Below are 25,093 nucleotides of genomic sequence, written 5' to 3'. Positions count from 1 at the left end.
GTCACCCCTTCACGGCGCCGGCGCTGAAGCCGGTGATCAGCCACTTCTGGATGAAGGCGAAGACGATCACCACGGGGACCGCGGCGATGACTCCGCCCGCGGCGAGCGCGCCCAGGTCGACGCTGTCCGCGCCGATGAGGGTGTTCAGGCCGACCGGGATCGTCTGCTTGTCCTGTTCGCTGAGGAACATCAGGGCGAACAGGAAGTGGTTCCAGCTGTGCACGAAGGCGAAGGAGCCGACGGCGATGAGTCCGGGGCGCAGCAGCGGCAGGACGACCGCGCAGAAGGCCCGGAAGCGCGAGCAGCCGTCCACCCAGGCGGCCTCCTCCAGGGAGGGCGGCACGTTCTTGATGAATCCGCTGATCAGGATGATGGAGAGCGGCAGTTGGAAGACCGTCTCGGCGATGACCACGCTGCCCAGCGAGTTGATCATCTGGAGGTTCTTGAAGATCTCGAAGAGCGGGACGAGCATCAGCGCGCCGGGGATGAACTGCGAGCAGAGCAGCGCCAGCATGAAGCCGCCCTTGATCCTGAAGTCGAAGCGGGCGAGCGCGTAGCCGCCGGCCAGGGCGACGAGGGTGGTGCAGACCAGGGTGCAGACCCCGACGATCATGCTGTTCTGGAAGAAGACGGCGAAGCTGCGTTCGTTCCAGACCTTGGAGAAGTGCTCCCCGGTCATGGGCCACGGCACCAGCGAGGTGGAGCCGGCGGGGCGCACGGCGAAGAGGAACATCCAGTAGAACGGGACGAGGGTGAAGACCAGGTAGATGCCGAGCGGGACGTAGATCTGCCAGCGCGGGACGTCGTCGAAGGCGCGTTCGCGGCCGGGCCGGGGCCGGCGGCGCGGGGGGCGCGCGGCGGGGTCCGGGGCAGGTGGGCGGGTGGTGTCGGTGCCGTTCTTCTCGGCGAGTGCGGCAGTCACTTGTGGTCGCCTCCGAACTTGCTCAGGCGCAGATAGACGATCGAGCAGAAGAGGAGGATCACGAAGGCGACGGTGGTGAGCGCCGAGGCGTAGCCGAAGTCGTGCCCCTCGATGCCGGTGTTGGCGACGTAGAGCGGCAGGGTGGTGGTCTCGCCGGCCGGTCCGCCGCCCGTGAGGGTGTAGAGGAGGTCGACGTTGTTGAACTCCCAGACCCCGCGCAGCAGGGTGGAGAGGATGATCGCGTCCCTGAGGTGGGGCAGCGTGATGTGGAAGAACTGGCGCATCCGTCCGGCGCCGTCGACGGCCGCCGCCTCGTACAGCTCCTTGGAGACGGACTGGAGGTCGGCGAGGATGAGGATGGCGAAGAAGGGGACGCCGCGCCAGAGTTCGGCGACGGTGGCGGCCCAGAAGACGGTGCCGGTGTCGGAGAGCACCGACGTGCCGTACTCACCGATCCCGGCGTCCGCCAGGTACCGGCTGAAGCCGGTCGAGGAGTTGTACAGCAGGATCCAGATGGTGCTGGTCAGCACCCCGGAGACGGCCCAGGGCGAGAAGACCATGGCCCGGGAGATGCCCCGGCCGATGAAGGTCTGGTTGACGATCAGGGCGAGTCCGAGGCCGAGGGCGAGCTGGAGCGCGACCTGGGTGACCACCCACTGGGCGCTGAAGCCCAGCGTCGTCCAGAACTGGTCGTCCTCGGTGAAGATCCGGGTGAAGTTGTCCAGGCCCGCGAAGCCGTTCCGCCACGGCTTGGTGACGTTGTAGTTCTGCAGGCTGTAGTAGAAGACGCTGAGCACCGGATAGGCGATGAAGCCCAGCATGAGCAGCCCCGCCGGGGCGATCAGCAGATACGGCAGGCTGCGGGGGTTCGCGGAGCGGCGCCTGGGCACCTTGGGCGGTGTGGCCGCGGCGGAGGCTTGGGCCATGACACGTCTCCGTTCTCTCTGTGCGGGGGTGCACGGTGGTGCTGAGGGTGCGTGAGGGTGAGGTGGTGCGGGACGTACGTGTGGTGTGCGCGGTGCGTGGTGCGTGTAGTGCGCAAGCGCTTGCCGCATGGCGTTCGGTATGCCGAACGAGGCGGAGCGCCCGAATTCCGTGGGCCCGTTCAGCCGGCGTACGGATCGGGGACTTCTCCCGGCCGGGCCAGGAAGGCGAAGTCGCAGCCGGTGTCGGCCTGGGTGATCTGGTCCTGGTACAGCGCCCCGTAACCGCGCCCGTACCGGGCGGGCGGCGGGGTCCACTCGGCCCGGCGGCGGTCCAGTTCCTCCTCCGGTACGTCGAGGCTCAGCAGCCGCGCCCCGACGTCCAGGGTGATCGCGTCGCCGGTCCGTACGAGGGCGAGGGGCCCGCCGACGAAGGACTCGGGAGCGATGTGCAGCACGCAGGCGCCGTAACTCGTCCCGGACATCCGGGCGTCGGAGATCCGCACCATGTCCCGGACGCCCTGCTTCAGCAGATAGTCGGGGATCGGCAGCATGCCGTACTCCGGCATCCCGGGACCGCCCTTGGGGCCGGCGTTGCGGAGCACCAGGACATGGTCCGGAGTCAGGGCCAGAGCCGGGTCGTTGATGGTCCGCTGCATCTCCTTGTAGTCGTCGAAGACGACTGCGGGGCCGGTGTGGCGCAGCAGGTGCGGTTCGGCGGCGATGTGCTTGATGACGGCCCCGTCCGGGCAGAGGTTGCCGCGCAGCACCGCCACCCCGCCCTCGTCCGCGAGGGGGTTGGAGCGCTCCCGTATGACGTCGTCGTTGTGCACGAGCGCCCCGTCGAGCTGTTCGCGCAGCGTGTCGTGGGCGACCGTGGGCCGGTCCAGGTGCAGCACGTCCGCGATCCGGGCCAGGAAGCCGGGCAGCCCGCCCGCGAAGTGGAAGTCCTCCATCAGGTACTTTCCGCCGGGGCGCAGATTGGCCAGCACCGGCACGGTGCGGGCGATCCGGTCGAAGTCGTCCAGGCTGAGCTTCACCCCGGAGCGGCCGGCCATGGCGATCAGATGGATGACCGCGTTGGTGGAGCCGCCGAGCGCGAGGACGGTGGCGACGGCGTCCTCGTACGCCTCCGCCGTGAGGATCCGCGAGAGCCTGCGCTGCTCCCACACCAGGTCGACGATCCGCAGCCCGGAGGCGGCGGCCATCCGGTCGTGGCCGGAGTCCACGGCCGGAATGGACGAGGCCCCGGGAACGGTGACGCCCAGCGCCTCGGCGGCGGCCGTCAGCGTGGACGCGGTGCCCATCGTCATGCAGTGGCCGGGAGAGCGGGCGAGGCCGCTCTCCAGTTCGCCCATCTCGCAGTCGCCGATGAGTCCGGCCCGCTTGTCGTCCCAGTACTTCCACATGTCGGTGCCCGAGCCGAGCACCTCGTTGCGCCAGTGGCCCGGCAGCATCGGCCCGGCCGGTACGAAGACCGTCGGCAGGTCGACGGAGGCGGCGCCCATGAGCAGCGCCGGCGTCGACTTGTCGCAGCCGCCCAGCAGCACCGCCCCGTCCACCGGGTAGGAGCGCAGCAGCTCCTCGGTCTCCATCGCCAGCATGTTGCGGTAGAGCATCGGGGTCGGCTTCTGGAACGTCTCCGAAAGCGTGGAGACGGGGAACTCCAGCGGGAAGCCGCCCGCCTGCCAAACCCCGCGCTTGACCGCCTGGGCGCGGTCGCGCAGGTGGACGTGGCAGGGGTTGATGTCGGACCAGGTGTTGAGGATCGCGACGACCGGCTTGCCCAGGTGCTCCTCGGGGAGGTAGCCGAGCTGGCGGGTGCGGGCCCGGTGGCTGAACGAGCGCAGCCCGTCGGTGCCGTACCACTGGTGGCTGCGCAGCTCCTCGGGAGCGATGCGGCCGGTCATATGGACCACCCGGCGATCTCGTCGGCCACCTCGGCGCGCTGGGCCTCGGGCAGCACCCGGCTGGGCGGGCGCACCGCGCGGTCGCACAGTCCGAGCGAGGCCAGGGCCTCCTTGACGACGGTGACGTTGTTGGCGGACTGCCGGTCGGCGCGCAGTTCCTCGAAGCGGCGGATGCGCTCCCACACCTTCATCGCGGCCGCGTGGTCGCCGGCCCGCAGCGCCTCCAGCATGGCCAGGGAGACGCCGGGCGCCACGTTGACGAGGCCGGAGGTGAAGCCGGTGGCGCCGGCCGAGAAGTAGGAGGGGGCGTACAGCTCGGCGAGGCCGGCCACCCAGACGAACCGCTCCAGCCCCGCGTCCCGGGCGAAGGCGGCGAAGCGCGCGGCGTCCGGGACGGCGTACTTGACGCCCACCACATTGGGGCAGCTGTCGGCGAGCGCCGCCAGGCAGGAGCCGTCGAGGTGCGGATTGCGGATGTAGGGGACGACCCCGAGTCCGGGGACCGCCTCGGCGATCGCCCGGTGGTAGTCGATCCAGCCGTCCTGCGAGACGTACGGGTGGACGGGCTGGTGCACCATCACCATCGCCGCCCCGGCGTCCCGGGCGTGCTCGGCGGCGGCGACCGCGGTCGGCACGTCGTGCCCCACCCCGACCAGGATCGTGGCGCGGTCCCCGGCCTCGTCGATGGTCAGCTCGGTGACGGTGCGCCGCTCCTCGGGGGTGAGGGCGTAGAACTCCCCGGTGTTGCCGTTCGGGGTGAGGATGCGCACGCCGCCGTCGAGGAGCCTCCGCAGCAGGGCGCGGTGCCGGGCGGTGTCGATGGTGCCGTCCTCGGCGAACGGGGTCACCGGGATCGCCACGACATCTGCGAGGGCCGCCTTGAGCGGGGTGAGGTCCATGCGGACAGGCCTTTCGTCGGTGTGCCGGTTCACGCCGCGTCACCCCCGTCTTCGTCGTCGGGGAACGCGCGGCGGACGAACGACGCGATGTGGTCGTGCAGAGCCCGGACCGCCGCGTCCGCGTCGGCGGCCAGCGCGAGCCGCAGGATCTCCCGGTGCTCGGCCGCCTCCCGCTCCCAGGACGGGTTGGCCGACCAGGCCACGGTCGACACCAGGGCGGCCTGGTCGCGGACCTCGTCCAGCATCCGGGCCAGCAGCGGGTTGCCGCAGGGCAGGTAGAGCGCCCGGTGGAAGTCCCGGTTGGCCAGCGAACGGTCGGCCTGGTCGCCCGAGGAGTCGGCCCGCTCCAGCGCCTCCTGGGCCTCGTCGAGCGAGGCCCTGCGGGTGATGGAGCGGCGCAGCGCCTCCGGTTCGAGGAGCAGTCGTACGTCGTACACCTCGCGGGCCATGGTCGCGTCCACGAGGCGTACGGTCGCGCCCTTGTACTGGCTCATGACGACGAGCCCGGTTCCGGCGAGCGTCTTGAGCGCCTCGCGGACGGGGGTCTTCGACACCCCGAACCGCGCGGCGAGTTCGGTCTCGACGAGCGCCTGCCCTGGTGTCAGCTGCGCCGTGAGGATCGCGTGCTTGATCGCCTCCAGCACGTACTGGGTGCGGGACGGAATCGGGGTGGGCGCAAAGGTCATGAGTGAAGGGCTCTCGCATCTCGCGTATCGCGTCTCATATATGACGTACGAAGTACGACGCGATGAAGCTAGAGGCGCCGGGAATGTTTCGTCAACGCTTCTCGCAGAAGAACTTCGCGGAACGCGGCGACTTCCCTACCCCGCCCCCGGACCGGACCCGCGCGGCCCCTTCCGTCTAGGGCATCCGCCCGATGCCCGCCCCGGGCCTCGGCCCGCAGCCTGGCTGCGTAACGGACGCGCAGGTCAGGGAGGTTCGCATGGATACGGTGGCGGGGTCGGCGGCACGGCGGGTCCTGGGGGACCGGACGGCCGCGCTGTTCCTCACGGCGGTCGTCGTCTCGGGATTCGGCAGCTCCGCGATGACGCTGGCGGTCGGCGTCTGGGTCAAGTCGCTGACGGGGTCCAGCAGTCTGGCGGCGCTCGCCCTCTTCGCGGTCTGGCTGCCGGTCCTCTTCGGGCCCCCGCTCGGCGCGCTCGCGGACCGACTGCCCCGCAAGGCCCTGCTCGTCGCGTCGAACCTGGTCATGGCCGTGCTGCTGACCACCCTGACCGCCGTGGACTCGGCCGGGCGGGTCTGGCTGCTGTTCGCGGTCCTCGTGGTGTACGGAACGGGCTCCGTCCTCACCGACGCGGCCGAATCGGCCCTGGTCGCCCGGGCCGTGGAGACCAGGCTGCTGGGGGACTTCAACGGCCTGCGGATGACCGCCAACGAGGGCATGAAACTGATCGCGCCCCTGACCGGCGCGGCACTCTACGCCCGGTACGGGGGCGGCGCGGTGGCGCTCCTGGACGCCGCGTCCTTCGTGCTGGCCGCCGGACTGTACGCCCTGCTCAGGACGCGCGGGAGGGCCCGGGACGCCGCGCGAACGGACCGGCGGGGCGGCTGGGCGACGGGGCTGCGCCGCATCCGGGGGTCGTCCACGCTGCGGCCCCTGGTCCTCGCCGCGGGGGCCACCATGCTCTGCGCCGGCCTCAACGGGGCCACGCTGTACGCCGTCCTGGACCGCACCCTGGACCGCTCCCCCACGTACGCCGGCGTGCTGTCCGCCGTCCAGGGCGCCGGGTCCGTCGCGATCGGGCTGCTCGCCGGACCTCTCCTGCGCCGGCTGCCGGAGCGGGTCTTCGCGGCGGGAGGCACCGCGGTGTTCGGGGTGGCGGTGGTGCTGCGCGCGGTGCCGGACGACACGGTGGCCCTGGCCGCCTGCGCGCTCATCGGGGCGGGCCTGCCCTGCGTCCTGATCGCCGCGATGACGGCCGTCCAGCGGGAGACCCCGGACGCGGTCCTCGGCCGGACGTCCGCGACCGCCGGCACGCTGATGATGGCCCCGAACGCCGCCGCGCTGGCCCTCGGGGCGGGGCTGGTCGCCGTGACGGACCTCCCGGTCCTGCTGTCCCTGATCGGCGCGGCGGCCCTGCTGACCGCCGCGCTGCTGGCCCCGGGCCGGCGGGGTCGTGCCGCCGCCGGCCCGGGGCCGTCAGCCGCCGAGGTGTGACAGGACCGCGCGGACCGACGCGAGGTCGGGGTCCGAGGCCAGGCCCGCGTGGTACAGGCGCAGTTGGTTCGCGCCGAGCGAGACGGCGTGCGCCGCGTCGCGCTCCAGGGTGTCCGGGCTGCCGCCCATCCCCCCGACCACGGTGAAGTTGGCCGCGACGACGCCCGCCCGCCCGGCGAACGGGGCGAGCACCGCCGCCCGCGCCGCCTCCCCGCCCGTGCAGGGCAGCACCACACCGTCGGTCACGGACAGGATGTGCCCGGCGTCGACCCCGACGTTGGCACCGCAGCGGTGCGGGGCGGGGTCCGCGTGCAGCAGCACCTGGAAATCCGGCGCGGCGGCGGCCCGCACGGCGGCGACCACCGACTCCTGGAGCCCCCGCGCCACTTCGGTGCGCCAGGAGAGCGTGACGGCCGCGAGGTCCGCGCCGAGCAGCTTCTCCACCCCGTCCCGGCCGGCCCCCGCGTCGCCGTCGCCGGCCCAGACCGGCTCCAGCGCCCGGCGCACGGCGCGCCCCAGCTCCTCGGCGTCGAGCCCGTGCGCACCGTATCCGGCCCGGCAGGCCGAGCAGAAGCACAGCGACATCAGGTACTGCGCCGCGTCGCCGAGTCCGACGCCCGCGACTTTGTCGTGCGCGTGCAGATGGGCGAATCCGTACCAGCCGCAGGACTCCAGCTCGGTGCCCCCCGCCCCCGCGCGCGGCGCCGCCTCCGCCGCCAGCTCCACCAGATAGGCCCGCACCTCGGGCCGCGCCACGCAGGGCGCCCACGGATACCGGTCCCCGTACGCGTTCACCACGGAGGTGTCCGGATGCTCGGATCCCAGCCGCGAGTTGTGCGCGAGCACCACCCAGCTGTGCACGTCCAGACCGGCCCCGGCCAGCGCCTCGGCGGCCTCCGCGTAGGCGTCCCCCGACGCCACCCAGCCCTGCGCGTAGGGGCGCAGCGTCCGCCCCTCCCAGCGTGCCGGGTCCGGCGGATAGAGCACCGCCGCGTGCTCGGCGGTGACGATGCGGTGGCGGGGGTGACGCGGGGTCAGCGCCCGGGTGGAGTGGTAGGCGGAGGCCAGTGTCACCTGCGGGACGCCCAGCTCCGCGATCCTGTCGGCGGCGCCCGGGTCCCCGACGACGTCCCAGGGGTAGAGGAAGACCGAGGCCCTCATCCGCGCGCCCCCGCTTCCCCGCCGTCCAGCAGGGCCCTGCCTGCCGCGATGATCTCCGTCAGCTCCTTGATGTGCACGGCCGGCGGCTCGGTGAGCGGGCTGCGGACCTCCCCGACCTCCAGGCCCTGGAGCCGGACGGCCGCCTTGACCAGCGAGACGGCGTACCCGCGGCCCTTCGCCCGCAGTTCCACGAGCGGGCGGTAGAACGCGTCGAGCAGCGCGTTGACACGGCTGTCGTCACCGGCCTCCAGCGCCCGGTAGAAGGCCAGCGCGATGTCCGGGGCGAAGGCGAAGACGGCCGAGGAGTAGAGCCTGACGCCGATGCCCCGGTAGGCGAGGCCCGTCAGCTCCGCGGTCGGCAGCCCGTTGAAGTACAGGAAGTCCTCGCCCGGGAGTCCGGTGCGGACGGCGCTGACGATCCGCTGCATCAGGTCCAGGTCGCCGTAGCCGTCCTTCAGCCCGATGATCCCGGGGGTCCGGGCCAGGGCGACCACGGTCTCCGGCGTGAACACGGCGTTGTCGCGCTGGTAGACGATCGTCTCCAGCCCGGTCGCCCCGGCGAGCGCCGTGTAGTGGGCGAGCAGCCCCTGCTGGTCGGCGACGACCAGGTACGGCGGCATGGCGAGCAGCCCGTCGGCGCCGGCCTCCTCCGCGAGCTTCGCGAACCGCACGGCCAGGGCGGTGCCGTAGCCGGCGCCGGCGACGACGGGGACCTCGCCCGCGGTCTCCTCGACGGCGGCGCCGACCAGGAGGCGGAACTCCTCCGGCGTCAGGGCGTGGAACTCCCCCGTCCCGCAGCAGGCGAACACGGCCGCCGCGCCGGCGTCGACACCGGCCCGCACGTGCGCGCGAAAGGCGTCGAGATCGACGGAACCGTCCGGTCCATACGCGGTGACGGGGAAGAACAGAGGCCCGGCGACGGCGGTGAGCCGGGCGGCGAGAGGGGCTGAGGTCACGGGGCGCTCCCTGAGCGGCTTCAGGCGTGCACGTTTCTGATTAACGTCCACATTCATGAACGCCTTCACGCTAGAGCAGAGGCCCGACGGGGTCAAGGCACCCACGGGCGCCCTGCGGGCTGCGGGTGGGGGTGCGCCTCTGTCCGGTGGGTGGGGGTGGTGCCCCTCCGGGGAGACTCCTCAGAAATGGCGTGCGCACCCAGGTCCGAACAGTGGGCCGGGTCGTACGCCATTTCCTGCGGGGACTCCCCTGCGCGCCCCCACCCGGCCGGTTCCGCGTCTTCCCCCCGGTGGAACCCGAGACCCACGAAGGCGCCCCGCCGGTTACCGCCCCCCGCCGGCGAATCCCCGGGCCGCAGACGCAGAACCGGCCGGGTCCGGGGGCGTGCAGGGGAGTCCCCGCAGAACGACGAACACAGACCGGGGTACGTATCCGTCGTGCCCGCACGTTCGTCGTTCGAGGAGACGCCCCGGAGGGACCCCGGACCCCACACGACGACCCTGGGCGCACCCCACGGGAAACCCGCACAAACAAGCCCGTCCGGCGATTGAGGACGGAACCCCGAGCACGGAGCACCCCGCACCCCACGGGAAACCGCAGCCCCTTGACGCCACCCCCCACCGCTCCCTAACTTGTCCACGCATGTGAACCCCATCCAAGGACCCGGCGAGCAAAGCCGCCCCCGTACCGAGGAGCCCCCGTATGCCCGCCCCCCGCACCGTCCTGCTCACCGGCGCCGCCGGCGGCCTCGGCACCCTGATGCGGGAACTGCTGCCCGCCCACGGCTACACGCTCCGGCTGCTCGACATGGTCCCGATCGAGGGCGAACCGGACGCGATCACCGCCGACCTCGCGGACAAGGAGGCGCTGCGCGAGGCCGTACGGGGCGTCGACGCGATCATCCACCTTGCGGGCATCTCGTTGGAAGCCTCGTTCGACAAGATCCTCAGGGCGAACATCGAGGGTACGTACAACCTGTACGAGGCCGCGCTGGCGGAGGGCGTACGGCGGATCGTGTTCGCCTCCTCCAACCACGCGGTCGGCTTCACGCCCCGCCCGCTCCCGGGCGACCCGCTGATTCCGATCGACACCCCGCGCCGCCCGGACACCTTCTACGGACTGTCGAAGTCGTTCGGGGAGGACCTGGCGCAGCTCTACTGGGACCGGCACGGACTGGAGACCGTCTCGGTGCGCATCGGCTCCTGCTTCCCGGAGCCGACGTCGGTGCGGATGCTGTCGGTGTGGATGAGCCCGGCCGACGGGGCCCGGCTCTTCGACGCCGCGCTCACGGCGGAGAACGTGGGGCACACCGTGGTCCACGGGTCCTCGGACAACACCCGGCTGTGGTGGGACCTGACGTCGGCCCGGTCGCTGGGGTACGCGCCGCAGGACGATTCGGAGGAGTTCGCGGAGAAGCTGATCGCCGAGCAGGGCGAACTGGACCCGGACAATCCGGATCACGCCCGTCTCGGCGGGCACTTCTGCACCCACCCGCCGCTCTGGCCGCACTGAGCGTCCACCGCGTCCGCCCTGTCCACCGCGTCCGCCCCGTCCACGGCGGGCACACCGCACCCCGCGCCCCGCGCCCCCGAGGCCGCTGCCGCCGTCCGGGCGAAGGAGCCGGAAGGTAAGGGAACGGCAAAGCCGGGTCGTTCGTTACGTCGGACATGACCGCAATGACACCTGGCTCGAACCTTCCCCTCCCCGCCGTCCGCGTGGCGGTGGACGTCGCCGCTCCCGTGCGGCTGGACGTCTCGGGCCTGCTGCTCACCGCCGACGGCAAGGTGCGCTCCGACGACGACTTCATCTTCTACAACCAGCCCGCCGGTCCGGGCGTGACGTACCGCTCCGGCGGTGGCAGCGCGCCCGACGCGATCGTGGTGGACACGGCCGCGGTGCCGCCCGCCATCGAGAAGATCGTCGTCACGGCGAGCCCGGACGGGGCGGGCCAGACCTTCCAGGGCATCGAGCCGACGGCGACCGTGCGCAACGCGGACGACGGCACGCCGCTGGCCTCGTTCACCCCGCCCCAGCTGGGCGCGGAGACCGCACTGGTCGTCATGGAGGTCTACCGGCGCGGCGGCGCCTGGAAGGTCCGGGCGGTGGGCCAGGGCTATGCGAACGGGCTGGCCGGCATCGCCACGGACTTCGGGGTCTCGGTGGAGGAGGAGCCCGCGGCGGCCCCCGCCCCGGTCGCACCCCCGGTGGCGGCGCCCGCCCCGGTCGCGCCCCCGGTGGACCCCAGGGTCCCCGCTCCTCCGGTCCCGCAGGCACCGCCCGCCGCCCCGCCCGCGCCCCCGGCCGCCGCCCCCGGGCGGATCAATCTGGACAAGGGCCGGGTCAGCCTGCGGAAGAACGAGACGGTGTCCCTGGTCAAGGGCGGCCGACCGCTGCTCTCCCAGGTCAAGATGGGGCTCGGCTGGGAGCCCGCGTTCCGGGGCAAGGACATCGACCTCGACGCCTCGGTGATCGCCTTCGGCCCCAACCGCAACCACCTGGACAGCTGCTACTTCGGCAAGCTCACCATTCTCAAGGGGGCGATCAAGCACTCCGGGGACAACCTCACGGGCGAGGGCGCGGGCGACGACGAGGTGATCGTCGTCGATCTGGGCCGGATCCCCCAGAAGGCGACGGGGCTGGTGTTCACCGTCAACTCGTTCACCGGCCAGAAGTTCACCGAGGTCGCCAAGGCGTACTGCCGGCTGCTCGACGCGGCCACCGGCGAGGAGCTGGTCCGCTTCGACCTGACCAACGCCGAGCCGCAGACGGGCGTGATGATGGCCAAGCTGATCAGGCAGTATTCGGGCGAGTGGGAGATGACGGCCATGGGCGAGTTCGTGAAGTCGCGGACGGTGCGCGGCATGGTGAAGCCGGCCGCCCAGGCCCTGTAGGGCTGCGCGTGGTCCGCGGGTGCCCGGCCCCGCCCGCCGCTGGGCACCCGCGGACCGCACGGGGTCCTACTTGTTGTGCTGGCGCTTCCAGGGACCCGTGATGGCCACCATGATGCCGGGGGTCTGGATGTTGGCGAACAGCGTCCTGCCGTCGGGCGAGAAGGTGACGCCGGTGAACTCGCTGTACTCCGGGTCGTCGGCGGAGCCGATGTTCAGCTCGTTGCGGGCGATCGGGTAGGTGCGGCCGCTCTCCGTCGCCCCGAAGAGGTGCTGGATGCCGTCGCCGTCCTCGGCGATGACGAGTCCGCCGTAGGGCGAGACGGTGATGTTGTCCGGTCCGTCGAAGGCGCCGTCCTTGGACGGGTCGGCGTTGACGCCGAGGAGCACCTTCAGGGTGAGGGTGCGCCGCTTGGGGTCGTAGAACCAGACCTGTCCGTCGTGCTGGACGGGGCTCTCGGCGCGGGCGAACGAGGAGACGATGTACGCGCCGCCGTCACCCCACCACATGCCTTCGAGCTTGCGGGCGCGGGTGATCTCCTTGTCGCCGAACTGCTTGCGCGTGGAGACGGTCCGGGCGTCGCGGTCGGGCACGTCGACCCAGTCCACGCCGTACACGGTGCCGATCGCCGTGGCACGGGAGAGGTCGTCGACGAACCGGCCGCCCTTGTCGAAGCACTTGAACGCCTGGAGGACACCGGCGTCGTCGGCGAGGGTGCGGAGCTTGCCCCGGCCGTGCTTGAAGCCGTGCGGCGGAACCCAGCGGTAGAGCAGCCCGTTGGGGCCGGAGGCGTCCTCGGTGAGGTAGGCGTGGCCCTGCTTGGGGTCGATGACGACGGCCTCGTGCGCGTACCGGCCGAACGCCTTGATCGGGCGCGGGTCGCGGTTGGCGCGCTTGTCGTAGGGGTCGACCTCGAAGACGTAGCCGTGGTCCTTGAGCAGGCCGTTCTTGCCGGCCTTGTCCTCGGTCTCCTCGCAGGTGAGCCAGGTGCCCCACGGGGTGGCGCCGCCGGCGCAGTTGGTGGAGGTGCCGGCGATGCCGACCCATTCGGCGGTGCGGCCGTCGCGGCGGGTCTCCACGACCGTGCAGCCGCCCGCGGCGATCGGGTCGTAGACCAGGCCGTCGGTGAGCGGGACGGGGTGCTCCCAGCCGGCCCGGGTGCCGCTCAGCTCGTGGTTGTTGACGAGCAGGGTCACTCCGCGGGCGCCCTCGAAGGCGGCCGTGCCGTCGTGGTTGGAGGGGGTGTACTCGCCGCTCTCCAGCTTGGTGACGCCGCAGTGGGTGATGACCTTGTAGGAAAAGCCTGCGGGCAGCGCGAGCAGGCCCTTGGGGTCGGGAAGCAGCGGGCCGTAGCCGGGCTCGCGGTCGTGACCGTGGCCGTGGCCGTGCTCGTCGTGGCCGTGGTGACCGTGGCCGTGCTTCGAGTCCTCGGCGGCGAGTGCGCCGGGTGCGGTGGCCAGGGCGGAGACGGTCCCGGTGAGGGCGATACCGGCGCCGGTGAGGGCGGACTGTCTGGTGAATTCCCTGCGCGTGAAGGCCATCACGTACTCCTGGTGCTGCTGGGGCGGGTTGTTGGCCCGCTCACGGTCCCTCCCCCGCCCCAACACCAGTTGAACTGCGGACGACTTCGAGGGAAGCCCTTCCGTGAACTTCCCCGGTCCCGCACCGCGCCCCGGCCGGTCTCCCCGGCCGGGGCGTGCCCTGGTCGGCCGGTCAGCGCATCAGCGGGTCAGCCGGCCGAACCGCTCCGGGAGCGGGCCTTGAACGCGGCCTTGCGGGCGTCCTTCGCCTGCTTCTTGTCGCTGTGCAGACGCCCCATGGCCTCCAGGACGTCGGCGGTCGCCGGGTGGTCCACCCGCCACGCCTCGTCGAAGAAGCCGCTGTGCTGGCCGGAGAGTCCCTCGACGAGGCCCTGGAGTTCGTCGAGGTCGCCGTCGGCCTCCAACTGGGCGGCGATCGTGTCGACGGCCAGCCAGAAGATCATGGCCTCGGAGGGGGCGGGGACGTCGGTGGCGCCCCGTTCGGCGAGCCAGACGCGGGCGAGGCCGCCCAGTTCCGGATCGCCCAGCACACCGCGTACGGCGTCCTCGGCCTCCGCTCCGACCAGGGCGAGGGCCTGCTGGCAGTGGAGCCGGCGCAGCGGGGCCTCCGGGTCGTTGCCGCGGGCGGCGTCCAAGAGCCCGGCGGCGGCGCCCTCGGCACCGTGCCGGGCGAGCCAGAGCTCGATCTCGCCCCGGGCGGCGGCCTCCGGGTATCGCGCGATCCCGGCGAGCAGCGCGTCCGCGCCCTTGTCCGCGAGGTCGCCGATGGCCGGGGCGTCCACTCCGGCCTCCAGCATCCGGGCCCGGACACCGTAGACGCCGAGCGGGGTGAGCCGGACCATCCCGTAGCGGGAGACGTCCTCGTCGTCGGCGGGCGGGGCGTCCTCCCCGGTCTCCTCGACGAGCAGCGCCTCGTCCACCGGGCGGTACTCGACGATCCCGATGGGTTCGAGCACCCGGAACTGGTCGTCCAGGCGCATCATCGCGTCCGACACCTGTTCAAGGACGTCGTCCGTGGGCTCGCCCATGTCGTCGGGCACGATCATGGAGGCGGCGAGCGCGGGCAGCGGGACGGGGGCGTCGCCGGCGCCCTCGCCGACGGTGAGGAGGTAGAGGTTGCCGAGCACCCCGTCGAGGAACTCGGCCTCGCTCTCCGGGTCCCAGTCCAGGGCCTCGAAGTCGATGGAGCCGTCCTCGCCGACGAGGTCGGTGAGGTCGTCGAAGACCGGGGCGGTGGCGTCGGCGTGGGCGGCCTCCAGGCCGTCGAGCCAGATGGACAGGACGTCCTGGGGCGACCCGCCGGTCAGCAGCGCCAGGTTCTCGCCGGCGGTCACGGTTCCCTCCGCCTGCGCGTCGAAGCCGTCCTCGTCCCCGTCCGCGTCGGGGGACGGGTCCTCGACCTCGACGAGGCCGGTGTCGACCGCGAGCCGCCATGCCTCGCTGGCCTCGGCCGCGCCGTCCTCGTCCGCCGCGAGACCGAGGTGCGCGGCCGCCTCGGGCAGTTGCGCGTCGACGAGTTCGCCGCCGGCGCCGACCCGCGTCGCGGGGCCGGCCCAGCGGGCGAGCCGGACGGCGCGGGCGAGCAGCGGCGCGGCGAGCGCGTCCCGTGCCAGCTCGGCCTCGGTGTGCAGCCGTACCGGCGGCAGGGTGGGGCGCTCTGCGGACATCAGGGGGGTCTCCTCGGAACGTGCGGGACGTACGCGTCACCGGGCCACGGCTCCGGTCGCGTACGGGGTCGGGCGGCCCCCAGCGTAGACGCATTTCGCCCTTCGCCGCCCGGCACCCGGGGAGAAGGCAGCGGTGCGCGCAACCGGCGGACCCCTGCGGTGCGTCCGCGCCCTCATCCGGAGGTGCCGACACAGACTGGGATCACCAGCGGACCGGGCCGGCCGTCCGGCCGGACAACGAACGGAGCACCGTATGACGCTGAGGGTCGGGGAGATCACGCGCGAACAGCATCTGGCGTTCGTCGCCGGGCAGGGTTCGGCCAGCCATATGCAGGTCCCGTCGTGGGGCGGGGTGAAACCGGACTGGCGGGCGGAGAGCATCGGCTGGACCGGCCCCGACGGAAGGATCGTGGGGGCGGGCCTGGTGCTGTACCGCGCGGTCCCCCGGCTGAAGCGGTGTCTGGCGTATCTGCCGGAGGGGCCGGTCATCCCGTGGCACGAGGGCGAGTTGGGCCCGTGGCTGGAACCGCTGGTGGCCCACGCCAGGGCGCGGGGCGCGTTCACGGTCCGGATGGGGCCCCCGGTGATCGGCCGGCGCTGGGAGGCGCGGACGGTCAAGGAGGCGATCGCGGATCCGGCGGCGAAGCGGCTGCGGGACGTCGCCGCGGACACGACGGACCCGCGCGCCGCCGAGGTCGAGAGGCACCTGCGCGAGCTGGGCTGGCGGCCGGTGTCGGGCGGCGACGGCTCGGGGTTCGGCGCCGGGCAGCCGGCGTACGTCTTCCAGGTGCCGTTGGCCGGACGGTCGCTGGAGGAGGTCCGGGAGGGGCTGAACCAGCAGTGGCGACGGAACGTCAAGAAGGCCGAGAAGGCGGGGGTGAAGGTCGTCGAGGGGGACTACGCGGACCTTCCGGTCTTCTACGAGCTGTACCGCGAGACCGCCGCGCGCGACGATTTCCTCCCCCGCCCGCTCGCCTACTTCCAGCGCATGTGGACGGCGCTGCGCGCCGAGGACCCCGGCCGGATGCGGCTGTATCTCGCCCACCACGACGGGGAGGTGCTGTCCGCCGCGACGATGCTGACGGTCGGTTCCCACGTCTGGTACTCGTACGGCGCCTCCACCGCCCGCCGCCGCGAGGTGCAGCCCAGCAACGCGGTCCAGTGGCGGATGATCAGCGACGCGCACGAACGGGGCGCCGCCGTCTACGATCTGCGCGGCATCACCGACACCCTGGACGAGGGCAACCCTCACGTGGGCCTGCTCCGGTTCAAGGCGGGTACGGGCGGGACGGCCGCCGAGTACGTCGGCGAGTGGGACTTCCCGGTGAACAGGGTGCTGCACAAGGCGTTCGGGCTGTACCTGGCCAGGCGCTGAGCACGGACCGCGACGGGCGGGGCGGGGCGGCCCGTCGCGGTCCGTGGCAGTCAACCGGTGGTCTTGGTACGCCAGCCCGTCATGTTGAACTCGTCGAGGAGCCGCACGTCGCTGCCCTCCAGCGGGAACGTCCGGGCTTCGAGGCCGGGCGCCGGGGCGATCTCCAGGGCGTCGCCCTCGATCAGGTCGCCGCCCGTCGGGGTGGAGACCCAGACGAGCAGGGAGCGCATGGTCTTCCCCGGCGCGAGCATGACGGGCTCGGGGCCCTTGTCCGGGCCGAAGTACGAGCCGCCGGGGTTCACCTTGACGGGGAGCGGGTCGCCGTTCTCGTCGAGGGCCTGGACGGAGGGGTAGCCGTCGACGTACCGGGGCTTGCCGCCGCAGTTGGTCAGGGTGAGGCCGACGGCGCGGTGCATCATGGCGGCCTCGACGGGGCCCATCGAGACGACGAGGCCCGAGGACGGGCAGCCCGTGGGGGTGGGCGTGGGGGCCGGCGGGGTGGGGGCTCCCGGGCGGGGCGCCACGGGCGTCGCGACGTCGATCGGGCCCGGGGGCGTCGCGCGCACCGCCCCGGTGGAGGAGTGCGAGGGGCTGGGGGCGGGCTCGCCCTCGCCGGCCGGGACGAGGAATCCGGAGCACCCGGAGAGCCCCAGCATCCCGGTGAGGGCCAGGGCCGCAGCCGCCGCCCCGCGCCTTCCGGTGTCCGCCGCCGTCCGCGTCCTCACGCACCCACCCCCGGTCGCCCCGCCCCATGTTCGCGGCCGATCATGCCAGAACCGCACCATAGTTGAGTGCTGCTTCACCTTCACCCAGAGAAGATCTAAGTAGACCTTCATGGTCGGGTGGACCGAGACTGCGACCATGACACCGCACGACGTTCCCCGCCCCCGCCCCTTCGGCCGCGCCCTCTGCGCCATGATCACGCCCTTCACCGCCGACGGGGCCCTCGATCCGGACGCCGCCGTCGCGCACGCGGCCCGCCTGGTCGCCGCCGGCTGCGACGGGCTGGTGCTCAACGGCACCACCGGGGAGTCACCGACCACCTCCGACACCGAGAAGACGGACCTGCTGCGCGCGGTCCGGGAGGCGGTGGGGCCGGCGGTGCCCCTGGTGGCGGGGATCGGCACCGCGGACACGCGGCACACCGTGGCGCAGGCCCGCGCGGCCGAACGGGCCGGTGCCGACGGGCTGCTGGTCGTCACCCCCTACTACAGCCGGCCCCCGCAGGCCGCCGTCGAGGCGCACTTCCGGCAGGTGGCCGACGCGAGCGGACTGCCCGTGATGCTGTACGACATCCCCGCCCGCACCGGCACCCGGATCGAGCCGGAGACGATGCTGCGGCTCGCGGAGCATCCGCGCGTGGTCGCGGTGAAGGACTGCGCGATGGACCTGCTCGGCAGCACGAAGGTGATCGCGGCGACCTCACTCGCCTACTACTCGGGGTGCGAGGAGCTGAACCTGCCGCTGTACGCGGTGGGCGGGGCGGGCTATGTGAGCACCGTGGCCAATGTGGCGCCCGGTGCGCTGCGGGCCGTGCTGGACGCCTTCGACGCCGGGGACACGGCCGGGGCGGCGCGGCTCAACGCGCGGCTGACGCCGCTCACGGAGCTGATGATGGCCTCCGGGCTGCCCGGCACGGTCACGGCCAAGGCCCTGCTGGACGCGGGGCCGGTCCGCGCACCGCTGCAGCCCGCCGGGCACGAGGTGTCCGACGGGCTGCGCGGGGCGTACGACCGGCTGCTCGCCGTGGGGCACACCCCTTCGTCCGCAGCCCGCTGACATCGCGGCCGATCCGGACGGAAGGCCCCAGGGGTTGGCCCGTCATCCCTGGCAGGACAACCCTCAGTCGTTTTTTAGTCGTTGCTGTGCAGGACGTCGTTGAGGCCGTCCCAGACCGCGTTGTTCGGGCGGGCCTCGACGGCCCCCGTCACCGAGTTGCGGCGGAAGAGGATGTGCGAGGCGCCGGAGAGTTCGCGCGCCTTGACGACCTGGCCGTCCGGCAGGGTGACGCGGGTGCCCGCGGTGACGTACAGACCGGCCTCGACGACGCATTCGTCCCCGAGCGCGATGCCGACACCGGCCTCGGCGCCGACCAGGCAGCGCTCGCCGATCACGATGCGCTCCTTGCCGCCGCCGGAGAGCGTGCCCATGGTGGAGGCGCCGCCGCCGATGTCCGAGCCGTTCCCGACGACGACGCCCGCGGAGATCCGGCCCTCGACCATGGAGGTGCCGAGCGTCCCGGCGTTGAAGTTGACGAAGCCCTCGTGCATCACGGTGGTGCCGGACGCCAGGTGGGCGCCGAGGCGGACCCGGTCGGCGTCGGCGATCCGCACGCCCTTCGGCGCGACGTAGTCCGTCATGCGCGGGAACTTGTCGACCGAGGTGACCTGGAGGTGCAGACCCTCGGCGCGGGCGTTGAGCCGCACCTTCTCCAGGTCGTCCACGGCGACCGGGCCGAGCGAGGTCCAGGCGACGTTGGCGAGGTGGCCGAAGATGCCGTCCAGGTTCTGTCCGTGCGGCTGTACCAGGCGGTGCGAGAGCAGGTGCAGGCGCAGATAGACGTCGTGGGTGTCGAGCGGCTTGTCGTCCAGCGAGCCGATGACCGTGCGCACGGCGACGACCTCGACCCCGCGGCGGGCGTCGACGCCGATGGCCTTGGCGGCCCCCTCGCCCAGGAGGTTGACGGCCTGCTCGGGGCTGAGCCGCTCGGTTCCGGCGGGGCCGGGCTCGGCGGTGAGCTCGGGGGCGGGGAACCAGGTGTCGAGAACGGAACCGTCGCCGGCGACGGTGGCGAGGCCGGCGGCGACGGCGCCGGTGGTGCGGGTGGAAGTCGTGTCGGTCATGCCCGAAACCTAACCGGCCGGGGCCCGCTCGGGCCAACCGGTCTCAGCGTCCGGGCGTCGCGCCCGCCGCCGTACGGGAACACCCCCGCGTCCCCCGTACGGCGGCCGGACGCCCGTGCCCGCGACCGCATCGCGAAGTCGGGGCCCCGACCCCGGCGGCCGGCTCTCCCGCGGGGTCTCGCGGCCGGGAGCGGAGGCCCCGGGCCGGACCGGAGCGGGGGGCGCTACCGTGGGCCGTCCAGTACATGCCAGTTCATGATCGACGGACCGACGGAGCAGCAGTGGCGCAGGACGCGGGGTGGGGCGGTGGTGCGTACGGGGGTGCGCCGTACGGAGCGCCGGGAGGGCCGCCCGGATGGGGTGGCTGGGGCGGCGGCTGGACGGTGCCGAAACCGGGGGTGATACCCCTCGGGCCGCTGCGGGTCGGTGATGTGTTCGGTGGCGCGTTCGCGACCCTGGGCCGGTACGGCAAGCAGTTGTTCGGGGTCGGGGCGGCCGCCTTCGGCGGGGCGCTGGCCGTGATGGCGGCCGGGGCGCTGATCGCGTACTCGGCGGTCGCGGACCATGTCGACCGGCTGCTGGCGCTGCGCGAGGGAGACTCGGCCGACCGGGCGGACTGGGTGCCGGTCGTCGTCGCGTTCTCCTCGATCGCGCTGGTGGCGCTGGTCACCGGTGTGCTCGCCACGGCGCTGACCTACACGGCGGTGCCGGCGGTCCTCCAGGAGGCCGTTCTGGGCCGTACGACGACGTTCTCGGCGATATGGCGGCGGGCCTGGTCGCGGGTGGCCTCCGTGATCGGGACGGTCCTGCTGACCGGGCTGATCGCCATGGTCCCGGTACTGCTCGGCTGGACGGCCTTCGTGGCCCTGATCATCGGCGCGTTCAGCATCGACGGGGGCGGCGGCGCGGTGGCCCTGGTCGTGGTCGGTTTCCTGGGCTTCGTGGCGACGGCTCCGCTGGCGCTGTGGCTCTGGGTGAAGTTCAGTCTGGCCCCGTCGGCCGCCGTGTTCGAGCGTCTGCGCCCGGTGGAGGCGATGCGCCGTTCGTTCCGTCTGGTGCGCGGCGACTGGTGGCGGATCTTCGGGATCACGCTGCTGGCCGGGGTGATGGCCATGGTGGCGAGCTATGTGATCCAGATGCCGTTCACGTTCGTCGGGATGTTCTCCGGAATGCTCGGCTCGGTGGGCCTGGGCGAGGACCCGAGCCGGGCGTCGTTCCTGGTCGCGATGAGCGGCTACGCGGCCTCGCTGCTGCTCGGCCAGATGGTCAGCCAGCTGGTGGTGGCCACGTTCCCGCCGCTGGTGACGGGGCTGCTGTACGTGGACCGCCGCATCCGTACGGAGAACCTCGGCCCGGTCCTGGCCGAGGCGGCGGCGGAGCCCCCGCAGTACGTCGAGTAGGCGTGCGGTGCCGAAACGGCCCCCGGCATGGCTGCCGGGGGCCGTTCGCACACGTACGGGGCGAACTCAGACGTTGAAGCCCAGCGCGCGGAGCTGCTCGCGGCCGTCGTCCGTGATCTTGTCCGGGCCCCACGGCGGCATCCAGACCCAGTTGATCCGGAGTTCGTTGACGATGCCGTCGGTGGCGGACCGCGCCTGGTCCTCGATGACATCGGTCAGCGGACAGGCCGCGGACGTCAGGGTCATGTCGAGGGTGGCGATGTTGGCGTCGTCGATGTGGATGCCGTAGATCAGCCCCAGATTGACGACGTCGATGCCCAGCTCGGGGTCGACGACGTCGTACAGCGCCTCGCGGACCTCCTCCTCGGAGGCCGGCTTGGTGGTCAGGGTCTCGTTCTCGCTCATGCCGTCTTCCCTTCGGACAGCGCCTTGGCCGTCGCGTCCTTCCACGCCATCCAGCTCAGCAGCGCGCACTTCACCCGGGCCGGGTACTTGGAGACGCCGGCGAACGCGACCGCGTCCTCCAGCACCTCCTCCATCGCGTCGTCCGGCTCCAGCTGGCCCTTGGACTGCATCAGCTCCAGGAACACCTCCTGGATCTTCTGCGCCTCGGCCAGCTCCTTGCCGACCAGCAGCTCGTTCAGCACGGAGGCGCTGGCCTGGCTGATGGAGCAGCCCTGGCCCTCGTAGCTGACGTCCGCGACGGTGTCCCCGTCGTAGCGCACCCGCAGCGTGATCTCGTCGCCGCACGTCGGATTGACGTGGTGCACCTCCGCGTCGCCGTCCCGCAGGCCGCGCCCGTGGGGGTGCTTGTAGTGGTCCAGGATCACGTCCTGGTACATCGAGTCAAGCTTCACCAGTCAACCCTCAGCCGCTGTCTAACCGAAAAAGTTCCGGACGTGTTCCAGACCGTCCACCAGGGCGTCGACCTCGGCGGGCGTGGAGTACAGATAGAACGACGCTCGCGTCGTCGCAGGAATTCCGTACCTCAGGCAGACGGGTCGTGCGCAGTGGTGTCCGACCCGGACCGCGATGCCCTGCTCGTCGAGGACCTGGCCCACGTCGTGCGGGTGGATGTCACCGAGCGTGAAGGAGATCGTGGCGCCGCGGTCCTCCGCGGTGGCCGGACCGATGATCCGGAGGTCCGGGACCTCCAGCAGGCGCTTCACCGCGTATCCGGTGATGGCCTGCTCGTGGCGGTGGATGTTCTCCATGCCGACGGCCGTCAGGTAGTCCACGGCCGCGCCGAGGCCGACGGCCTGGGCGATCGGGGGCGTCCCGGCCTCGAACTTGTGCGGCGCGGGCGCGTAGGTCGACGAGTGCATCGACACGGTCTCGATCATCTCGCCGCCGCCGAGGAACGGCGGCAGGTCCTCCAGGAGCTCCTGCCGTCCCCAGAGCACGCCGATGCCGGTCGGGCCGACCATCTTGTGACCGGTGAAGGCCACGAAGTCGGCCTGGAGCGCCTGCACGTCCAGCACCATGTGCGGGGCGGCCTGCGAGGCGTCGACGCAGACGAGCGCACCGACCTCCTGGGCGCGCCGGACGATCTTCTCGACCGGGTTGATCGTGCCCATGATGTTCGAGACCAGCGTGAAGGAGACGATCTTCGTCTTCTCGGTGATGATCTCGTCGATGTTGGAGAGGTCGAGCCGGCCGTCGTCCGTGATGCCGAACCACTTCAGCTTCGCGCCGGTGCGCTGCGAGAGCAGCTGCCACGGCACGATGTTGGAGTGGTGCTCCATCTCGGTAATGACGATCTCGGTCTCGTGGTCGACCCGGTAGGGCTCGTCGGCCCAGCCGAGCATGTTGGCCACGAGGTTGAGCGACTCCGAGGCGTTCTTGGTGAAGATCACCTCGTTGCGGCTGGGCGCGTTGATGAACGCGGCGACCTTGTCACGGGCGCCCTCGTACAGCGCCGTGGCCTCCTCCGCGATCGTGTACACGCCGCGGTGCACATTGGCGTTGTGCCGCTCGTAGTACTCGTTGAGGGCGTCGAGCACCTGGCGCGGCTTCTGCGAGGTGGCAGCACTGTCCAGATAGACGACCTTCTTCCCGTCGTGGACCGTGCGGTCCAGCAGGGGGAAGTCCTTACGGATCGCCTCGGTGTCGAGGAGGCCCGGCAGTTGTGTCACGCTACTGCGCCGCCCTTCACGTATGCCTCGTAGCCCTCGTTCTCCAGCTTGTCGGCCAGCTCGGCGCCGCCGGACTCGGCGATACGGCCGTTGGCGAAGACGTGCACGAAGTCGGGCTTGATGTAGCGGAGGATCCGGGTGTAGTGGGTGATCAGCAGGGTGCCGACCTCGCCGGTCTCGCGGACCCGGTTGACCCCCTCGGAGACGATGCGCAGGGCGTCGACGTCCAGGCCGGAGTCGGTCTCGTCGAGGATGGCGACCTTCGGCTTGAGGAGCTCCAGCTGAAGGATCTCGTGGCGCTTCTTCTCACCGCCGGAGAAGCCCTCGTTGACGTTGCGCTCGGCGAAGGACGGGTCCATCTGGAGGCCGGACATGGTCTCCTTGACCTCCTTCACCCAGGTGCGCAGCTTGGGGGCCTCGCCGCGGACGGCGGTGGCGGAGGTGCGCAGGAAGTTGGAGACGGAGACGCCGGGGATCTCGACCGGGTACTGCATGGCGAGGAACAGGCCGGCGCGGGCGCGCTCGTCGACGGACATCGCGAGGACGTCCTCGCCGTCCAGCGTGACGGTGCCGCTGGTGACGGTGTACTTGGGGTGTCCCGCCAGCGAGTACGCGAGGGTGGACTTGCCGGACCCGTTGGGGCCCATGATGGCGTGGGTCTCGCCCTGCTTCACGGTCAGGTCGACGCCCTTGAGGATCTCCTTCGTGGCGTTGTCGGCCTCGACGGTGACATGCAGGTCGCGGATTTCAAGCGTTGCCATGGGTGACTCAGGACTCCTGGGTGACGGAGACGAGCACATCGTCCCCTTCGATCTTGACGGGGTATACGGGGACGGGGCGCGTCGCGGGAAGGCCGGACGGCTTGCCGGTGCGCAGGTCGAAGCTCGATCCGTGCAGCCAGCACTCGATCATGCAGTCCTCGACCTCGCCCTCGGAGAGGGAGACGTTCGCGTGCGAGCAGATGTCGTTGATCGCGAACACCTCGCCCTCGGTGCGGACGACGGAGACCGGCGTGCCGTCGAGTTCCACCCGCTTGGGGGTGTCCTCCTCCAGCTCGCTCAGCGTGCACGCCTTGACGAAGGCCATCAGACGGACGCCTTCAGCTCGGCCTCGATCTTGTCGAGGAGACGGGCTTCGACGTCGGGCAGTCCGATCTGCTGGACCAGTTCCGCGAAGAACCCGCGCACGACGAGGCGGCGGGCCTCCTCGGCGGGGATACCGCGGGACTGGAGGTAGAACAGCTGCTCGTCGTCGAAGCGGCCGGTCGCGGAGGCGTGGCCGGCGCCGACGATCTCGCCGGTCTCGATCTCCAGGTTGGGCACGGAGTCGACCCGGGCACCGTCGGTGAGGACCAGGTTGCGGTTCATCTCGTAGGTGTCGGTGCCCTCGGCGGCGGCCTGGATGAGGACGTCTCCGATCCATACGGCGTGGGCGCCGTCGCCCTGCAGCGCGCCCTTGTAGGCCACGTTGGAGGTGCAGTGCGGGGTGTTGTGGTCGACCAGGAGGCGGTGCTCCTGGTGCTGGCCCCGGTCGGTGAAGTAGAGGCCGAAGAGCTCGGCCGCGCCGCCGGTGCCCGCGTAGGCGATCCGCGGGTGGAGGCGGACGACGTCGCCGCCGAAGGTGACGACGACGGACTTGAAGGAGGCGTCGCGGCCGACCAGCGCGTTGTGCTGGCCGACGTGGACCGCCTGCTCGTCCCAGTCCTGGACGGAGACGACGGTGAGCTTGGCCCCGTCGCCCAGGACGTAGTCGACGTTGGCGGCGAGCACGGCGTCACCGGTGTGGTCGATGACGACGAGGGCCTCGGCGAAGGCGCCCAGCTCGATGACCTGGTGGCCGAAGGCCACGCCGCCCTCGCCGTGCACCGCGATGCGGATCGGCTCGGTGAGCACGGCCTCCTTGGGGACCGTGACGACGGTGGCCTGCTCGAAGGAGGAGTACGCCTGGGCGGCGACCCGGTCCACCGGCGTGCCCGCCCTGCCGAGGCGGGCGTCGTCGCGGCCGACGGTCTCGACCGTGACGCCCGCGGGGGCCTCGACGGCGACCTTCACTCCGCCGCCGGTGGCGACGGCCGTGCCGTCGTGCAGTCCGCGCAGCCGCTCCAGCGGGGTGAACCGCCACTCCTCCTCGCGGCCGTGCGGGACCGGGAAGTCCGCGACGTCGAAGGACGGCGGCGCGCTCATGCGCGTGGCGACGGTCGACTCGGCGGCCACCGCGATGGAACCGGCGGTCGTGGACCCCGCAGGAATGTTCTGAGCCTCAGCCATGGCTGTCGTAGTGCTCGCTTTCTCG

General features: G+C 72.0%; 23 protein-coding genes. 6 read left to right on the top strand and 17 right to left on the bottom strand.

Features of this window, described 5'->3' with window-relative positions; genetic code table 11:
• Position 1 precedes the first annotated feature (1 nt).
• The 5 genes from ACWCXC_RS22800 to ACWCXC_RS22780 form a co-directional block, all read right to left on the bottom strand.
• Positions 2–922 carry a carbohydrate ABC transporter permease gene (locus ACWCXC_RS22800; protein WP_450682627.1) on the bottom strand — a complete coding sequence of 307 codons (921 nt, stop codon included), beginning with the start codon at positions 920–922 and terminating at the stop codon, positions 2–4.
• Positions 919–1,848 carry a carbohydrate ABC transporter permease gene (locus ACWCXC_RS22795; RefSeq protein ID WP_450682626.1) on the bottom strand — a complete coding sequence of 310 codons (930 nt, stop codon included), beginning with the start codon at positions 1,846–1,848 and terminating at the stop codon, positions 919–921. The genes ACWCXC_RS22800 and ACWCXC_RS22795 overlap by 4 nt, the downstream gene beginning before the upstream one ends.
• A 179-nt stretch (positions 1,849–2,027) precedes the next feature.
• Positions 2,028–3,755, bottom strand: a complete 1,728-nt coding sequence (gene araD, locus ACWCXC_RS22790) for an L-arabinonate dehydratase (protein ID WP_450890379.1) — start codon at positions 3,753–3,755, stop codon at positions 2,028–2,030.
• The gene (locus ACWCXC_RS22785; protein ID WP_450682624.1) at positions 3,752–4,654 is read right to left on the bottom strand and encodes a dihydrodipicolinate synthase family protein; all 903 of its coding nucleotides are present in this window, start codon (positions 4,652–4,654) and stop codon (positions 3,752–3,754) included. The genes araD and ACWCXC_RS22785 overlap by 4 nt, the downstream gene beginning before the upstream one ends.
• A 29-nt stretch (positions 4,655–4,683) precedes the next feature.
• Positions 4,684–5,340 (bottom strand): GntR family transcriptional regulator, encoded by a 657-nt coding sequence (locus ACWCXC_RS22780; RefSeq protein ID WP_450682623.1) that lies wholly within the window; start codon positions 5,338–5,340, stop codon positions 4,684–4,686.
• 257 nt (positions 5,341–5,597) lie between these two features.
• Here ACWCXC_RS22780 and ACWCXC_RS22775 point away from each other — a divergent pair, with 257 nt between their 5' ends.
• A complete protein-coding gene (locus ACWCXC_RS22775; RefSeq protein ID WP_450890378.1) occupies positions 5,598–6,833 on the top strand; it encodes an MFS transporter in 1,236 nt (411 codons plus the stop codon).
• On the opposite strand, the gene ACWCXC_RS22770 is transcribed toward ACWCXC_RS22775, so the two are convergent.
• Both ACWCXC_RS22770 and ACWCXC_RS22765 read right to left on the bottom strand, forming a co-directional pair.
• A complete protein-coding gene (locus ACWCXC_RS22770) occupies positions 6,816–7,994 on the bottom strand; it encodes a hypothetical protein (RefSeq protein WP_450890377.1) in 1,179 nt (392 codons plus the stop codon). The genes ACWCXC_RS22775 and ACWCXC_RS22770 overlap by 18 nt on opposite strands.
• Positions 7,991–8,950 (bottom strand): 5-dehydro-4-deoxyglucarate dehydratase, encoded by a 960-nt coding sequence (locus ACWCXC_RS22765; protein WP_450682620.1) that lies wholly within the window; start codon positions 8,948–8,950, stop codon positions 7,991–7,993. Before ACWCXC_RS22765 ends, ACWCXC_RS22770 begins: the two co-directional genes overlap by 4 nt.
• A gap of 703 nt (positions 8,951–9,653) precedes the next feature.
• Between ACWCXC_RS22765 and ACWCXC_RS22760 the strand changes: the two genes are divergently transcribed.
• Together ACWCXC_RS22760 and ACWCXC_RS22755 are read left to right on the top strand one after the other, a co-directional pair.
• Positions 9,654–10,463 (top strand): NAD-dependent epimerase/dehydratase family protein, encoded by an 810-nt coding sequence (locus tag ACWCXC_RS22760; protein ID WP_450685566.1) that lies wholly within the window; start codon positions 9,654–9,656, stop codon positions 10,461–10,463.
• A gap of 155 nt (positions 10,464–10,618) precedes the next feature.
• Positions 10,619–11,842 carry a TerD family protein gene (locus tag ACWCXC_RS22755; protein WP_450890376.1) on the top strand — a complete coding sequence of 408 codons (1,224 nt, stop codon included), beginning with the start codon at positions 10,619–10,621 and terminating at the stop codon, positions 11,840–11,842.
• A 66-nt stretch (positions 11,843–11,908) separates the two neighbouring features.
• Here ACWCXC_RS22755 and ACWCXC_RS22750 read toward each other — a convergent pair whose 3' ends face one another.
• Both ACWCXC_RS22750 and ACWCXC_RS22745 read right to left on the bottom strand, forming a co-directional pair.
• Positions 11,909–13,381, bottom strand: coding sequence for an alkaline phosphatase PhoX (locus tag ACWCXC_RS22750; RefSeq protein WP_450685564.1), 1,473 nt, complete (start codon positions 13,379–13,381; stop codon positions 11,909–11,911).
• Between the two features lie 188 nt (positions 13,382–13,569).
• Positions 13,570–15,048: a hypothetical protein gene (locus ACWCXC_RS22745; RefSeq protein WP_450685563.1), complete on the bottom strand. Its 1,479-nt coding sequence runs from the start codon at positions 15,046–15,048 to the stop codon at positions 13,570–13,572.
• A 253-nt stretch (positions 15,049–15,301) separates the two neighbouring features.
• Here ACWCXC_RS22745 and ACWCXC_RS22740 point away from each other — a divergent pair, with 253 nt between their 5' ends.
• Entirely contained in the window at positions 15,302–16,423 is a 1,122-nt protein-coding gene (locus ACWCXC_RS22740; RefSeq protein WP_450890375.1) for a lipid II:glycine glycyltransferase FemX, read from the top strand.
• Between the two features lie 50 nt (positions 16,424–16,473).
• On the opposite strand, the gene ACWCXC_RS22735 is transcribed toward ACWCXC_RS22740, so the two are convergent.
• Positions 16,474–17,079, bottom strand: a complete 606-nt coding sequence (locus ACWCXC_RS22735; protein WP_450685567.1) for a DUF4232 domain-containing protein — start codon at positions 17,077–17,079, stop codon at positions 16,474–16,476.
• Positions 17,080–17,284: 205 nt separating this feature from the next.
• Between ACWCXC_RS22735 and dapA the strand changes: the two genes are divergently transcribed.
• On the top strand, positions 17,285–18,202 hold the full coding sequence (gene dapA, locus ACWCXC_RS22730) for a 4-hydroxy-tetrahydrodipicolinate synthase (RefSeq protein WP_450890374.1): 918 nt from the start codon (positions 17,285–17,287) through the stop codon (positions 18,200–18,202).
• A 74-nt stretch (positions 18,203–18,276) separates the two neighbouring features.
• Here the strand turns inward: dapA and dapD are convergent, their stop codons facing one another.
• The gene (gene dapD, locus ACWCXC_RS22725) at positions 18,277–19,266 is read right to left on the bottom strand and encodes a 2,3,4,5-tetrahydropyridine-2,6-dicarboxylate N-succinyltransferase (RefSeq protein ID WP_450685560.1); all 990 of its coding nucleotides are present in this window, start codon (positions 19,264–19,266) and stop codon (positions 18,277–18,279) included.
• A gap of 398 nt (positions 19,267–19,664) precedes the next feature.
• On the opposite strand from dapD, the gene ACWCXC_RS22720 reads away from it, so the two are divergent.
• Positions 19,665–20,666 carry a hypothetical protein gene (locus tag ACWCXC_RS22720; RefSeq protein ID WP_450685559.1) on the top strand — a complete coding sequence of 334 codons (1,002 nt, stop codon included), beginning with the start codon at positions 19,665–19,667 and terminating at the stop codon, positions 20,664–20,666.
• 66 nt (positions 20,667–20,732) lie between these two features.
• Here the strand turns inward: ACWCXC_RS22720 and ACWCXC_RS22715 are convergent, their stop codons facing one another.
• From ACWCXC_RS22715 to sufD, 6 genes are read right to left on the bottom strand one after another with little or no spacing between them, the layout of a single operon-like run.
• On the bottom strand, positions 20,733–21,071 hold the full coding sequence (locus ACWCXC_RS22715) for a metal-sulfur cluster assembly factor (protein WP_450685558.1): 339 nt from the start codon (positions 21,069–21,071) through the stop codon (positions 20,733–20,735).
• Positions 21,068–21,523, bottom strand: a complete 456-nt coding sequence (sufU, locus tag ACWCXC_RS22710; RefSeq protein WP_383649652.1) for a Fe-S cluster assembly sulfur transfer protein SufU — start codon at positions 21,521–21,523, stop codon at positions 21,068–21,070. The genes ACWCXC_RS22715 and sufU overlap by 4 nt, the downstream gene beginning before the upstream one ends.
• Positions 21,524–21,544: 21 nt before the next feature.
• Positions 21,545–22,801 carry a cysteine desulfurase gene (locus tag ACWCXC_RS22705; protein WP_450685557.1) on the bottom strand — a complete coding sequence of 419 codons (1,257 nt, stop codon included), beginning with the start codon at positions 22,799–22,801 and terminating at the stop codon, positions 21,545–21,547.
• Positions 22,798–23,562, bottom strand: a complete 765-nt coding sequence (gene sufC, locus ACWCXC_RS22700; protein WP_450685556.1) for a Fe-S cluster assembly ATPase SufC — start codon at positions 23,560–23,562, stop codon at positions 22,798–22,800. Before sufC ends, ACWCXC_RS22705 begins: the two co-directional genes overlap by 4 nt.
• 7 nt (positions 23,563–23,569) lie before the next feature.
• The gene (locus ACWCXC_RS22695) at positions 23,570–23,887 is read right to left on the bottom strand and encodes a bifunctional 3-phenylpropionate/cinnamic acid dioxygenase ferredoxin subunit (RefSeq protein ID WP_383649665.1); all 318 of its coding nucleotides are present in this window, start codon (positions 23,885–23,887) and stop codon (positions 23,570–23,572) included.
• Positions 23,887–25,068 carry a Fe-S cluster assembly protein SufD gene (gene sufD / locus ACWCXC_RS22690; RefSeq protein ID WP_450890373.1) on the bottom strand — a complete coding sequence of 394 codons (1,182 nt, stop codon included), beginning with the start codon at positions 25,066–25,068 and terminating at the stop codon, positions 23,887–23,889. Before sufD ends, ACWCXC_RS22695 begins: the two co-directional genes overlap by 1 nt.
• Positions 25,069–25,093 lie beyond the last annotated feature (25 nt).

It is taken from the genome of Streptomyces sp. NPDC001515, from assembly GCF_053597115.1.
This window is presented reverse-complemented; position numbering and strand designations above follow the sequence as displayed.